Raw genomic sequence first — 13,733 nt, forward strand, 5'->3', positions numbered from 1 at the left:
TTTGCTATGCTGCCAATGTTTACGTCGTCTTGCAATCACATTTACAGGATTTCCTCTATGAACATCACTCTAGAACTGATCGCTCCGCTGGTCGACAGCGTCTTCATGGCCCATACCGCCGCAGGCGTGGTTGCTCTGACCTTGACCGAAGCGAAGGAACTGCCGCGGCGCGGCTTGCCGGAGCAGTTCCGCACGCCGCTGAGCATGATTTTCGCGGGTCCGCCCGAACTGGTGCTGATGGACGGCAATTACACCCTCGATCACGAGCAGCTGGGCCAGCTGGAACTGTATTTGTGGCCGATCTCGGCACCGCTGCCAGCCAGGCCCAGCGAGGTAGGCAAGCAGTGCTACCAGGTATCGCTGTCGTGAGCGGCGTTGATCGCGCTGCCGAACAGGCGGAACTGGCGCAGATCGCCCGCGCCATCGCCGATCCGGCGCGTTCGCTCGCCTCGTTGATCGGCGAGACCGGGCAGTTGCGCGCCTTTGTCGAGCGCCATTCGCAGCTGTCGATGGCAGGCTCGGACCACATGACCGAGGGCGAAAGCACCTTGCCCAGCGGCTGGGCGATTTCACCGGTGCAAGCTGCACTGTGCGCGCGCGAACCGCTGCGCAGCGCCGCCTTTATCCAGGGCCTGGCTGCGGCCATCAACGCCGCCGCCACGCCGCAGCGGCCGGTGTCGGTGCTGTATGCCGGTTGCGGTCCGTTTGCCTTGCTGGCCTTGCCGCTGATGGCGATCTTCTCGCCGCACCAGGTGCGCTTCACCATCCTCGAAGTGCACCAGGAAGCGCTCGACTACGCGCGCGCCCTGATCGAAAAGCTCGGCTATGGCGGGCACGTGGCGGCATTCGTCTGCGCCGACGCCGCCACATGGCGCATCGCGCCGGAGGCAACCCCGGACGTGATCGTCAGTGAAACCATGAATACGGCATTGGGCAAGGAACCGCAGGTGGCCATCATGCGCAATCTGTTCGTGCAGGCGCCGCAAGCGGCACTGGTGCCAGCGGCCATCGCGGTACATCTTGGTCAGCCGGGGCATACCATGCATGAGCCGTGCGCCGACTGGGGCCGCATCTTTGAAATCAATGCCGCCAGCATCCTGGCGTGGAAAGGGAATCAGGGCGGTTCCCTGCCTGCCGCCAGCATCCGCCTGCCGACGCAGCTGGCGCGGGCGCCGAAACTGCTGACGCGTATCCAGGTGCATGGCGAGACCGTGCTGCGCGATTATGACTGCAGCCTGAACCTGCCGCTGCACCTGCCCGGCAAGCCGCAACTGACGGGATCGGAAACGCTGGCCTTTTCCTATCAGCTGGGCAGCACGCCGGGCCTGGCGTGCGAGGTGCTGCGCTGATTTTTAATTGCGCATCGGGAAATAGCCTTCCACGGCGATCAGGTAATTCATCGCCAGGAAGGGCGGCGTCGGCGCGCTTTGCGCCGTCACCGTGACCGGCGTGATGATCGGCGTGCCGCCGCCGGTGCTGGCGTTGGTGACGGTCGGGGTGAAGCTGACCTGTCCGCTGGCCTTGGCCAGCGCGACGCTGCCGCTGGCGCCCAGCGCCGGCAGGTACATATTGGTAACCGAGGTGCCCGACGATGCAGCGGTGGCCAGGTAGCCGCCGGCCGTCGGCGCAGGGTCGCTGGCTTCGTCCAGCGCGGCGTTCAGGGTGACGTCGACCGTCGCCGAGCCGCTCGACACGGTGGCTGCGTGGGTGTGTGCCGGCATGTTGGCGACCGTCAGGGCGATGCTGGCGGTGCCGGTGCTGACGAGGCGTACGTTGGCGCCCAGCAGGTCGCCATTTTGCGACGCCCGCGTCGGCGCGCCTTGTGCATTGACGGGGGCGGTGACAATGCGGTCAGGCGCAACCGTGTCGTTCAGCGCCACCGGAATCCGGCCGCGCAGGTCGGGCAGGGCAAAGGTGGTCTTGCCGTCGCCGCCGAACTGTACGCCCAGCACCGCGTACAGTACGTTGTTGGTGCTGATGCTGAGCGTCTGGCCATGGCAAAACATCCAGCCCTTCGGTGCGAAAGGGAATGCTGCCAGCATGATGGTGCCGATGAGTGGGTCCATGGTGTCTCTGGTGAAGTGATGGGTGTGTCGGATGGATACGTGAAACTGATGCGACAGGTGCGGAACCGGGGCGCGCGATACGCTGCCCCGGACCGTGCCGCATGATTTAGTTGCGGCTAGGGAAAATACCGTTGATGCAGATGATGTACTGTATCGTCTGGAACGGTGGCACGGTGGCGGCGGTGCCGGTGGTGGTGACCGGTGCCACCACGGGCGTGCCGCTGCCGGTATTGCCAACGCTAACGGTGCCGCCGCCGCCGCCGCCGGACACGGTCGCGGTGCCGGCATTGAGCTTGGTGACAGGGCCGGTGGCCGCGTACAGGAACGGCGTGCTGGTACCATCGGTCGAGCCGGAGGCCAGGTAGCCGCTGGCCAGCGGTGCCGCTGACGTGGCATCGGCTGTGCTGACATTGATGTCGACGGTGATGGGCGCGCCACCACTGCCGGCGGTAAACGTCGCAGGATGGTTGTGGGACGGCAGGTTGGCAACGGTCAGGGCGGCGGTGGCGGTGCCGGACGCGATGACGGTGCTGGACATGGTGCCGCCGGCAGTGCCGTTGTTGCCCTGGATGCGGTCTGCGGTCGTGGTCAGGTTCTGGCCCACGGCCACGCGGCCGCGCAAATCGGGCAAGCCGAAGGTGCTCATGCCGTCGCCGCCATATTGCGTGCCCAGCAATGCAAACAAGGCTGAGTAGTTACTAACGCTTAACAGCTGGCCGTTGCATGTCATCCAGCCGCGTGGTGGAAAAGAAAAACCTACGCCAAGAATAGTACCTACAAATGCATCCATGTTTGCTGCCTTTCAAATGAGAGCTTCAATATTATGGCGCCGGGCTTGCGAGACCGGCTTCGGTAACATGCATCCAGCCTGGATATGTTAATTCAATTTTAAAAACATGTCGCTGTAATTTGCAACGCGGTGTTATTTTTAAAAATACAATTTACCGTCAAACCGTCAAAACAGGTAAACGATCATAATCATATTGCTGCTGACGACGCGGTGATCAGTTGCGCTGCGGGAACACTCCCTCCACGGCGATGATGTATTGCATGGCCAGGAAAGGCGGCGTTGGCGCGCTCTGTGCCGGCAGCGTGATCAGCGCGTTGACCGCCTGGCCGTTACCGGCGCTGGCATTGGTGACGGTCGGGGTGAAGCTGACCTGTCCGCTGGCCTTGGCCAGCGCGACGCTGCCGCTGGAACCCAGCGCCGGCAGGTACATATTGGTGACCGAGGTACCCGACGATGCGGCGGTGGCCACGTAGCCGCCGGCCGTCGGTGCAGGGTCGCTGGCCTCGTCCAGCGCGGCGTTCAGGGTGACGTCGACCGTCGCCGAGCCGCTCGACACGGTGGCCACGTGGGTGTGCGGCGGCAAGTTCGCTTGCGTCAGCGTAAAGTTGGCGGGGCCGCTGCTGACCAGGCGCACATTGGCGCCCAGGGTGTCGCCCACCACGCCTTGCCTGGTCGGCACGCCCTGGCCATTGACGGGGGCGGTGACGATGCGGTCGGGCGCGGGGGTATTGTTGATCGCCACCGGAATGCGGCCGCGCAGGTCGGGCAGGTTGAAGGTGGTCTGGCCATTGCCGCCAAACTGTACGCCGATCAGTGCATACAGCGCGGCATTGGTCTGGATATTGAGGGTCTGGCCGCTGCAAAACATCCAGCCTTGCGGTGCAAAAGTATACGGGCACAACATGACACTACCTAAAATCGGATCCATGCGTATTTTCTTTCAGATGACGGGAATGAGAAGACAGGCGGCGTGACAGCGTCGGCGGAAAAGTGATGCATTCGATTGCAAGAATGGCGCTGCCGTCTGATCAAGTGAATGATTCGCTTTGATTATGCTGGCTGTACCGGCTTGCATGTTCTTCCTTTTGAATGGGAAACGCGGCATCATGTCGCTGGCAGGAAAATTGGCAATTAAGCCGGAAGTTATGCTGGCGCGGCACTGTATAGATATAGTAATTGAAAAGATTAATAATATCTATTAATTATTTCCGGTTTGCGGGCATTAAAAAAGCCAGGTTGATTGATCGAAATTGTTGTTGCACGTGAGGAAGGTATATCGTGACTTGCGTGCCAATAAGGCAATATCGGCAGGGGCGGTTGCGGACGGGAATTTAGTGCAAGATGAGCTGTCGGCGCTCGGTGATGACGATGCTGAGCGCCGACAATGTGGTGCAGTGGCTACGGTTTTACTTTGCTCTGGCCGATGCGGTAGCCCAGGCCCAGCACGCCCAGCCAGACAGGGATCAGGTAGACCGACAGACGCAGTCCTGGCGTAATCAGCATGACTATCAATATGCCAGCCAGGAACGCCAGGCACAGGTAGTTAGTTAAGGGTAGCCCAGGCTCTGGAACAGCGTAAGCGCGTTACTGCAGCCGTACTGAAGCAGTCAGACACCCAGCGTGCGCCGGACAACCGCCAGCGGCTTGCGCAGCACATGGTAGATCAGTGGCGCCCAGCCGCCATACAGCTTGGCTGTGCCCTTCAGGCCGATGCGCTGCACCGCTTCGCCTGCGGCCAGGTCGGCCTTGAGCGAATAGGCAACCACCCCGTCGCTGGTCAGCGCCGGCTCGTAGCTCGATTGAGTCAGTACCCCCGCTACCGTGCTCAGCGGAGCCACATTCAGGTACAGCTTGACGGCGGCGCCCGGGTCCAGGCTCAGCGCATCATCGACCGGCAGGCGAATGGCGATCTGCACCTTGGCCGGATTGGCCAGCAGGATGATGCGCTCACCGGTCTGTACCGGCTTGCCGAGCCAGTCGTTCGGGTCCGAAAAGACCGCAATGCCGGCCTCCGGTGCGCGTACCTGTATGCGTTCGAGCATATCCTTGACATATTGCGCCTCGGCGGCCTTTTCTTCCAGCCTGGCGTTCAGTGCCGAAAGGTCAGCCTTGCTGGCGCCGTCGCTGAATGACTTTTGCGTTGCGCGCAGGTATTCTGCAGCGGCCACCGCCTCCGACTTTGCCGCCACTTCATTGCGGTTGCGCGCGCCCATATCCTCCAGCGCAAACAATGGCGCGCCGGCTGCCACGGTCTGGTTGGGCGCCACGAAGAAACGCGCGACGACGCCATCCTGCGGGGCTGCGATGAGCTTGGCATCCTTGCCAATAATCTCTGCTGGCGCCAGCACGGTCAGGCGCATCGGTATCAATGCCACCCCCAGCGCAGCGAGCCACAGCCATTTGGGGCGCTTACGCAGGCGTGCCAGCGTGGTGCGCCAGGCCGCAGCTTGCACACGCCACGCCCACAGCGCCTGGCCGTAAGCGCCTGCCAGGCGCGCCAGCAAGGCTGTTTCGGCCTCGCCGGCATCCTGTTCCAGCGTCAGCCACAGGCCCCCGACTGTGGTGCCTGCCGGCGTGGGCAGCGGCACCAGCAGGGCGCAGGCGCCCATCCATTCGTCCCAGCCTGCCCACATTGCTTCTGGCATGTCAGTGCGGATGATGCGCTTGGTCTGGCCTGGCGCCAGGTCGGGCGCAAACAGGCGTAGTGCCTGGTTCATCCACTGGCGGTAAGGCGAATCGACGGGCAGGTCGGCCAGCCCCGAGACCAGCTTGACACTGGCGACGCCTGCCATATCGTTACGCCATAGCACTGCCTGGCGGTAGGGCAGCAAGCGCCAGGTGTCATTGACGGCGATAAATTCCACCGCGCTTTCGCTGGCGGCCTGGCGCACATCCTGTTCGATCTGCAACAGGGTGCCGATACTTTGCAGATTGATCGGTGATTCTGACAAGAGACTTCCAGTGCTAAGGCAGGTAACTAAGAGTGGTAAGGGCGCGCGCGCTTACCTGGGAGCGGCAAAACTGGCCACGCCGCTCATGCCAGGAAGCAAGTTTGCCGTGTTGCCGATCACCTCGCCTTCGATCTCGATCGACTGGCTGACCGCATCGACGCGCCCGTTGATGCGCGCGACCTTGGCCTGATAGGCCTTGCCGGTTTCGTCGATCTGCACCGAAAACGGCTGACCCGCTTTAAGCCAGGATAGCCAGAGCGAAGGCACGTTCAATTGTACCTTGAGCTTGCGGTCGTTGACGATCTCGATCAGCGGCTGGCCGATATTGACGCTCGCATACTGCTTGGCCAGCAGGCGCGTGACGGTGCCGGCAAACGGCGCAACGATATTGCACTGCTTGAGCTGCGCCTGGTACAGCTGGATCTGCGCCTTGGCTTTCTGCGCTGCGGCGCCAGCCTGCTGTACATCGATCTCGGCCACCGACTGCATCGATTGCAGCTTGACCTTCGATTCATAGGTCTGCTGGGCGCTGTAGAAGTCGGAATTGGCCATTTTCAGATGGGCATCCTGCTCCTCGCAATTAAAGCGTATTAACACCTGACCTGCCTTGATCGGGCTGCCCAGCCTGACGTTCAACTGGTCGATGCGCCCGGCCATCTGGGAAGCAAGTACGCTTTCCTGGTCGGCCGCCACCAGCACGCGGATGGTTTTGCTGGCCGCCGGCTGGGCTGGCGCCGCCGCTTTTGCGGGCGTTGCCGCCGGCGTTGCGGCCTGCGCAGCCACGGCACCGGCCACCAGCAGCGCCGCAGCGCTGCCGACCACACTGCGCATCAAAGTCATGCTGCGCATCAGTTCTGCACCTGTCGGCTGGCGGCCGCTTCGCTGCGCAGCAGACTGCTGATCTTGGTCGCCGCCGATTCGGCCGCCGCTTCGCCAAATACCGGCCATGCCGAGCTGACGCTGTCGGGAATCGCCGAACGGTATGGGATGGTGGCCATCACCGCGTTGCCACGCTTGACTTGCCAGGTCACTTCCACCGAGCGCATACCTGCATTGGTTTGGCCTACGTTGGTGCTGGCGCTGATGACAGGGATATTGCCGTCAGCGGCATCGACAACAACCGTGCCATGTTCGCCCAGTTGCTTGCGCAGCAATGCGGTCATATCAATATTGCTGCCGGCTGGTGCGGTAATGTCGCCCAGCGCCACGCGTGGCGGCGGCAGCGAGACATCGGCGGTATGGAAGCTGGTCTTGCGCCAGTCCAGGTCAGCCTTTGCAAGCTGGGCCGTAAATGTCGCCACGCTCTCGCTTTGCGGCTGTTCCGGCAGCAGGTCGGCGCCGACCGAATTGGCGACGCGCGCGTAAGCCATCTGCAGGTTGGCCAGTGCCACGTAGCGCTGCATTTCCGACAGGGCTGCCTTCACTTCGGTGCGCAGCAGTTCCATTTCAGATTCCGCGCTGGCCTTGGTGGCGGCCAGCGTATGCTGCTCGATGCGGGCATCGACTTTTGCCGCCTGGCTGCTGACGACGTAGTCCGCGCGCGCTTCCTGGAAGCGCTGTGCAGCGATGCGCACCTGGGTCAGCACGGCCATGGTCATGGCGATACGGCGTGCATCGTCCACTTGTGCCTGGTTCTCCTGGGCGCGCTTGGTGGCAGGGTAGGCAAAAGCGCGCATCAGGTTCAGCGAGATGGTGCTGCCGGCTTCGCCCCAGGTGTTATTGAGCAGGAATTTATTGCTGTCGCGGTTGCTCGATACATTAATTTCCAGACCAGGCAGGAACGCCAGCAGCGCCTTGCGGCCTTCGAGCACCGACATTTTCTTGCGATAGTCTTCTTCGCGCAATTCCGGACGGTTGTTCAATGCCGCCTGGTCCAGCGCGTTCAGGTCGTCAAACGGCTGCAGCTTGCTCGTTTCCTGTTCTTCCTGGCCAGCCGACAAGGTCACGACCGTGCCCGGACGCAGGTTGATCAGCGCGTTCAGTTCGGACTTGGCCAGTATCAGTTCCTGGCGGCGCGAGACGATCTGCTGGTGCAGGTCGAGCAGGGCGCGCTGGTAGGCCAGCGCCTGCAGCGGCGGCAGCAGACGCTCGGTTTCCATGCGCTCGCTGCGCAGCAACGCTTCCTTGACGCGATTGAGCAGGTCGTCCATGCGCGGCAGCGTTTGCTGGGCAACATAGGCGCGCCAGAAAGCCTGGCGTACGTCCTGCGAGATATTCTGCACGACCTTGCGCTTGCGTTCTTCGGCGATCATCACCTGCACCGCCTGCTGCTGGGCGCGCACGTAGCTGACGCCAAAGTCCAGCACATTCCAGGCCAGCACCGCATTCTGCGTATTGCGCGTGCGCTCCTGGGCACCCGAGAACAGATTGCTCTCGACGCCCGTGCCGAGGTCCACCGAACGCGAACCGGCGTCATTGCTGCGTGAATTGTAACCGGCAGCGACCGTCAGGCGCGGCAGCATGTCGTACTTTGCCAGGTCGAGCTGGCTCGATGCCATGCTCTGCTCCATCGAACGCAGACGATAGTCATAGTTGTATTTCAGCGCGCGTGCAAAAGCTTCGTGCAGGGTGATTTCGCCGGCGACCGGTTCGACATCCTTGAACAGAGTCTCGACATCGTTGCGTGCGCGCACGTTGCGTGTTTCCGCATCGATCGGTTCTGGCAGCACGGTGCAGGCGCTCAGTGCGGCGCCCAGCACAATGGCCATGGGCAGGCGGCGCAGTGCTGCAGGGCGTACACCACGCAGCGTGCCGGTCACGCTATTAACAAAGGTCATCAATGAAGCTCCTGGTTGTTCAAGTCGGTTGTGTTGTTTGAAGGTCTGCACGATTAAATCTGTGCCAGATGACGCAAGGTGGCCTGGGCTTCGCGCGCAAAGCGCTGTGCTTCCTGCGACAGTTGTCCGCTCAGTGCAGACGCCGGAACTGCCTCGGCCTCGGTTGCCGCTTCGGCGCTGTCGGACACAGCTGCCAATGCCGAGTCAGCTGGCACGGCATCACCGTCAGGCGCCGTGTCCGGCTGGCCGATCTGCGCCACGCGTTTGTGCAGGCCCAGCGCCATCAGCAGTTCCTTGCCGGTCAGGCTGGCCTGAGGCACGGGAGCGGGAGCGGGAGCGGCGGTCTCTATCTTGAAGACGGTGCGCGCTTCGTTGCCATTGGCGTCCCTGGCCAGCACTTCGATCTCCAGCAAGCCGGCCTGGCCTGGAGGAGGCGAACCGGTAAAGGTGCCGGTGGCGGGATTGAAACTGAGCCAGGACGGCAGTTCACTGCCGTCAGCCAGGCGGGCACTCAGTGTCGGCGTGCCGCCACTACTGCTGGTGAACGTGTCGGCCGGCACGGTAAAGTTCAGGAGGGTTCCCGTCTGCAAGGCGATACTGCTGATTTCCTTGTTGACTACGAGCGAAGAGGTCGTTTGTGGCAATGGTGCGGAAACGTTTTCAACTCGTGGCGCCGGGGTGGTGATAGTGGCCGTTTGTGGTGCTGGCGTTTGCATTGTTCCCTGTACTGCACCCTGTACAGCAGCAGCCAGTGCAGACTGGCTTACTTGCCCCTGGGCGGCATCGCGCACTGGCGGCGTGGCAGGCGGAGCCTGCTCGGCCACTGGTGCCAGCACCGGCGGCGCCGGCGGCAACGGTGCTGTTACGGCTGGAGCAGGCGGCGCCAGCACGGTGAGGCTGAACGCTGCCGAAGTCGCGCCCGTATTGCCTGCTGCGTCAGTGGCGGTGGCGGTAATCTGGTGATTGCCCAGGCTTAGTTGCGCTGTCAACGTCCAGGTGCCGTTGGCGTCGGCCTGCACGGTGCCGATCACGGTGCCATTGCTGCGCACGGTGACGGTGCTGCTTGCTTCTGCCGTACCCGTCAGCGAGGGCAGGGTATCGAGGGTCGAGGCCTCGCCGCCTGGCAATTTCGGTGTGCCGGCAACGGCTGGAGCAGTTGTGTCGATGACCACTGTCAGCGGTGCGGAAACGGTGCTGGTATTGCCGGCCGTATCGGTGGCGCGCACGGTCAGCGTGTGGGTTCCCTCCGACAGGGTGCTGCTGGTGATGCGCCAGCTGCCGTTGACGGCCACGGCCGTGCCCAGCACGGTGGTGCCATTGCTGTCATACAGGGTCACGGTACTGCCATTCTCGGCCGTACCGGTGACCGTCGGCGTCCTGACGCTGGTGATGCCGTCGCTGCCGGATACGCCATTGTCGCTCGCTGCCGTCAGTGCCGGCACGCTTGGTGCGGCTGGTGCGCCGGTATCGATCGTGACCGTCAATGCTGCGCTGGCGGCGCTGCGGTTGCCTGCGGCATCGGTGGCCCGGACGGTCAGGCTGTGGGTTCCGTCGCCCAGCACGCTGCTGGTGATGTTCCAGCTGCCGTTGACGGCGGCGACAGTGCTGCCGAGCACGGTGACGCCATCGGTATCAAACAGGGTGACGATGCTGCCCGCTTCGGCACGGCCGGTAATGGTCGGGCGGCTTACGCTGGTGATGCCGTCGCTGTTCGACGCGCCATTATCGCTGCCGGGCGCCAGCAACGGTGTTGCTGGCGCCGCTGGAGCAGAAGTATCGATCATGACCGTCAATGCTGCGCTGGCGCTACTGGTATTGCCACCCGCATCCGTGATCCTGACTGACAGAAGGTGGCTGCCGTCTGCCAGCAGGCTGCTGGTGATGCTCCACGCACCGACGGCGTCCGCGGTCGTGGTACCCAGTACGGTGACGCCGTCGGTGTCGTACAGCGTGACCATGCTGCCAGCCTCAGCGCGACCGTTGATCGTCGGCCTCGCCACGCTGGTGATGCCGTCCGAATTCGATACGCCATTGTCGCTCGCCGGCGACAGCACCGGCACTGCCGGCGTGGCTGGCGCAGTGGTGTCGATGGTCACCGTCAGCGCGGGGCTGCTGGCGCTGGTATTGCCGGCAGCATCGGTGGCTTTTACGCTCAGCGTATGGCTGCCTTCGGCCAGCACACTGCTGGTAATGCTCCAGCTGCCGTTGCCCGCCACCACGGCCGTGCCCAGCACGGTGACGCCATCGGTGTCGTACAGGGTGACAGCGCTGCCTGCTTCTGCCGTGCCGGTAATGGTAGGACGCGTGATGCTGGTAATGCCATCGGAGTTGGACGTACCGTTGTCGCTCGCTGACGAGAGCACCGGCGTGGCCGGCGCTGCTGGTGCGGCCGTATCGATAACGATCTGGAGCGCAGCGCTGGCAGCGCTGGTGTTGCCGGCCGCATCGGTGGCTTTCACACTCAGCGCATGGCTGCCTCCGGCCAGCACGCTGCTGGTCATGCTCCAGCTGCCGTTGCCCGCCACCACGGCCGTGCCGAGCACGGTGACGCCATCGGTGTCGTACAGGGTAACAGTGCTGCCTGCTTCTGCCGTGCCGGTAATGGTAGGACGCGTGACGCTGGTAATGGCATCGGAGTTGGATGTACCGTTGTCGCTCGCTGACGAGAGCACCGGCGTGGCCGGCGCTGCTGGTGCGGCCGTATCGATAACGATCTGGAGCGCAGCGCTGGCAGCGCTGGTGTTGCCGGCCGCATCGGTGGCTTTTACGCTCAGCGCATGGCTGCCTTCGGCCAGCACACTGCTGGTCATGCTCCAGCTGCCGTTGCCCGCCACCACGGCCGTGCCGAGCACGGTGACGCCATCGGTGTCGTACAGGGTAACAGTGCTGCCTGCTTCTGCCGTGCCGGTAATGGTAGGACGCGTGACGCTGGTAATGGCATCGGAGTTGGATGCACCGTTGTCGCTGGCTGGCGAGAGCACCGGCGTGGCCGGCGCTGCTGGTGCGGTGGTGTCGATGGTGACGACCAGCGCGGTGCTGGCGGCGCTGACGAGGCCGCTGGTGCTGGTGGTTTTGACCGTCAACTGGTGGTTGCCATCGGCCAGTGTGCTGCTGGTAATGCTCCAGTCACCGCCGGCGCCGACCACCGCGCTGCCAAGCACGCTGACACCGTCGGTGTCATACAGCGTGACGGTGGCGCCGGGCAGGGCGCGGCCGGACACCGTCGGTCGTGTGACACTGGTGATGCCGTCACTGTTGGAGGCGCCGTTGTCGCTGGCAGCGGCCAGCACCGGCACCGCGGGTGTGGCTGGTACGGCGGTATCGATGGTGACCGTCAGCGCCGGGCTGGCGGCGCTGCGGTTGCCGGCCGAGTCGGTGGCGCGCACGCTCAGGCTATGGACGCCGTCGGCCAGTGTGCTGCTGGTGATGCTCCAGTTGCCGTTGGCCGCTGCGAGCACGGTGCCCAGCACGGTAACGCCGTCGGTGTCGTACAGGCTAACGGTGCTGCCCGCTTCGGCACGGCCGGTGATGGTAGGACGGGTGATGCTGGTGATGCCGTCGGTATTCGAGGCGCCGCTGTCGCTGGCGGCGGCCAATACCGGGGCGGCCGGTGCGGCTGGCGCGGTGGTGTCGACGGTGATCGTCAGCGCTGCCGAGCTCACGCTGGGATTGCCGGCGGTATCCACCGCCTTGACGCTCAAGCTGTGCGTACCGGAAGCCAGTGCGCTGCTGGTGATGCTCCACACGCCGCCGGTGGCGGTGGTGGTGCCGAGCACGGTGGTGCCATCTGTATCGTACAAGGTGATGGTGCTACCTGCTTCGGCGGTGCCGGTGACGGTAGGCGTGGTGACGTTGGTAACACCGTCGGTGTTGGAACTGCCGCTGTCGGAAGCAAGGGCCAGGATCGGCGCGCCTGGAGCTGCCGGTGCGGTGCTTACGATAGTGATCGTCAGCGATGGCGAGGCCGCGCTGCGGTTACCTGCTGCATCGACCGCCTTGACGCTCAAGCTGTGCGTGCCGGAGGCCAGCGCGCTGCTGGTGATGCTCCACGTGCCGCCGGTGGCCACTGCCGTGCCGAGCACGGTGGTGCCGTTGGTGTCGTATAGGGTGACGGTGCTGCCCGCTTCGGCGGTGCCAGTGACGGTAGGCGTGGTGACGTTGGTGACACCGTCGGTGTTGGAGACGCCGCTATCGGAAGCCAGCGCCAATACCGGTGCGCTTGGCGCTGCCGGTGCCGCACTGTCAATATTGATCGACAGCGCCGCGCTGGCGACGCTGCTATTGCCTGCAGCATCCACCGCCTTGACGCTCAGGCTGTGCGTACCGGACGCCAGCGCGCTGCTGGTGATACTCCACACGCCGCCGGTGGCCACTGCCGTGCCGAGCACGGTGGTGCCGTTGGTATCGTACAGCGTGACGGTGCTGCCCGCTTCGGCGGTGCCAGTGACGGTAGGCGTGGTGACGTTGGTGACACCGTCGGTGTTGGAACTGCCGCTGTCGGAAGCAAGGGCCAGGACCGGCGCGCCTGGCGCTGCCGGTGCGGCGCTCACGATGGTGATCGTGAGCGATGGCGATGCCGCGCTGCGGTTACCGGATGCATCCACTGCCTTGACGCTCAAGCTGTGTGCGCCGTCAGCCAATGCGCTGCTAGTAATGCTCCACACGCCGCCGGTGGCGGTGGTGGTGCCGAGTACGGTGGTGCCGTCGGTATCGTACAGGGTGACGGTGCTGCCTGCTTCGGCGGTGCCGGTGACGGTAGGCGTGGTGACGTTGGTGATGCCGTCGGTGTTCGAGCTACCGTTGTCGCTGGCCGCAGTGAGTACCGGCGCGCTTGGTGCTGCCGGTGCGGTGGTATCGATGGTGATCGACAGCGACGCGCTGGCGACGCTGCTATTGCCGGCGGCATCGACCGCCTTGACGCTCAGGTTGTGCGTACCGGAAGCCAGTGCGCTGCTGGTGATGCTCCACACGCCGCCGGTGGCCACTGCCGTGCCGAGCACGGTGGTGCCGTTGGTATCGTATAGCGTGACGGTGCTGCCCGCTTCGGCGGTGCCAGTGACGGTAGGCGTGGTGACGTTGGTGACACCGTCGGTGCTGGAGTTGCCGCTATCGGAAGCCAGCGCCAATACCGGGGCACTTGGCGCTGCCG

9 protein-coding genes are annotated in these 13,733 nt (G+C 63.9%); 2 read left to right on the top strand and 7 right to left on the bottom strand.

The window, feature by feature from the left end:
* Positions 1-57 precede the first annotated feature (57 nt).
* Both GCM43_RS05490 and GCM43_RS05495 read left to right on the top strand, forming a co-directional pair.
* The gene (locus GCM43_RS05490; protein ID WP_152242492.1) at positions 58-369 is read left to right on the top strand and encodes a DUF6916 family protein; all 312 of its coding nucleotides are present in this window, start codon (positions 58-60) and stop codon (positions 367-369) included.
* Complete coding sequence (locus GCM43_RS05495) at positions 366-1,349, top strand: SAM-dependent methyltransferase (protein WP_152242493.1); 984 nt, start codon at positions 366-368, stop codon at positions 1,347-1,349. The genes GCM43_RS05490 and GCM43_RS05495 overlap by 4 nt, the downstream gene beginning before the upstream one ends.
* 3 nt (positions 1,350-1,352) lie before the next feature.
* On the opposite strand, the gene GCM43_RS25780 is transcribed toward GCM43_RS05495, so the two are convergent.
* The 7 genes from GCM43_RS25780 to GCM43_RS05535 form a co-directional block, all read right to left on the bottom strand.
* Positions 1,353-2,066: a phage tail protein gene (locus GCM43_RS25780; RefSeq protein ID WP_193315549.1), complete on the bottom strand. Its 714-nt coding sequence runs from the start codon at positions 2,064-2,066 to the stop codon at positions 1,353-1,355.
* Positions 2,067-2,172: 106 nt separating this feature from the next.
* Positions 2,173-2,856, bottom strand: coding sequence for a phage tail protein (locus GCM43_RS05505; RefSeq protein ID WP_152242495.1), 684 nt, complete (start codon positions 2,854-2,856; stop codon positions 2,173-2,175).
* 214 nt (positions 2,857-3,070) lie between these two features.
* The gene (locus GCM43_RS05510; RefSeq protein WP_152242496.1) at positions 3,071-3,784 is read right to left on the bottom strand and encodes a phage tail protein; all 714 of its coding nucleotides are present in this window, start codon (positions 3,782-3,784) and stop codon (positions 3,071-3,073) included.
* A 679-nt stretch (positions 3,785-4,463) separates the two neighbouring features.
* Positions 4,464-5,807 (bottom strand): HlyD family efflux transporter periplasmic adaptor subunit, encoded by a 1,344-nt coding sequence (locus GCM43_RS05520; RefSeq protein WP_152242497.1) that lies wholly within the window; start codon positions 5,805-5,807, stop codon positions 4,464-4,466.
* Between the two features lie 51 nt (positions 5,808-5,858).
* A complete protein-coding gene (locus tag GCM43_RS05525; RefSeq protein WP_193315550.1) occupies positions 5,859-6,656 on the bottom strand; it encodes an efflux RND transporter periplasmic adaptor subunit in 798 nt (265 codons plus the stop codon).
* Positions 6,656-8,584 carry a TolC family protein gene (locus tag GCM43_RS05530; RefSeq protein ID WP_152242499.1) on the bottom strand — a complete coding sequence of 643 codons (1,929 nt, stop codon included), beginning with the start codon at positions 8,582-8,584 and terminating at the stop codon, positions 6,656-6,658. The genes GCM43_RS05525 and GCM43_RS05530 overlap by 1 nt, the downstream gene beginning before the upstream one ends.
* 53 nt (positions 8,585-8,637) lie before the next feature.
* On the bottom strand, positions 8,638-13,733 hold a 5,096-nt coding region (locus GCM43_RS05535), incomplete at its 5' end, for an Ig-like domain-containing protein (RefSeq protein ID WP_226929326.1).

This window comes from Janthinobacterium aquaticum (assembly GCF_009208565.1).
Taxonomy (GTDB): Bacteria; Pseudomonadota; Gammaproteobacteria; order Burkholderiales; family Burkholderiaceae_D; genus Janthinobacterium.

What these genes read in the sequence shown, in the direction of transcription:
- GCM43_RS05490 (WP_152242492.1), top strand. Translation starts at nt 58, where the DNA reads ATGAACATCACTCTAGAACTGATCGCTCCGCTGGTCGACAGCGTCTTC.
- GCM43_RS25780 (WP_193315549.1), bottom strand. Translation starts at nt 2,066, where the DNA reads ATGGACCCACTCATCGGCACCATCATGCTGGCAGCATTCCCTTTCGCA.
- GCM43_RS05505 (WP_152242495.1), bottom strand. Translation starts at nt 2,856, where the DNA reads ATGGATGCATTTGTAGGTACTATTCTTGGCGTAGGTTTTTCTTTTCCA.
- GCM43_RS05510 (WP_152242496.1), bottom strand. Translation starts at nt 3,784, where the DNA reads ATGGATCCGATTTTAGGTAGTGTCATGTTGTGCCCGTATACTTTTGCA.
- GCM43_RS05525 (WP_193315550.1), bottom strand. Translation starts at nt 6,656, where the DNA reads ATGCGCAGCATGACTTTGATGCGCAGTGTGGTCGGCAGCGCTGCGGCG.
- GCM43_RS05530 (WP_152242499.1), bottom strand. Translation starts at nt 8,584, where the DNA reads ATGACCTTTGTTAATAGCGTGACCGGCACGCTGCGTGGTGTACGCCCT.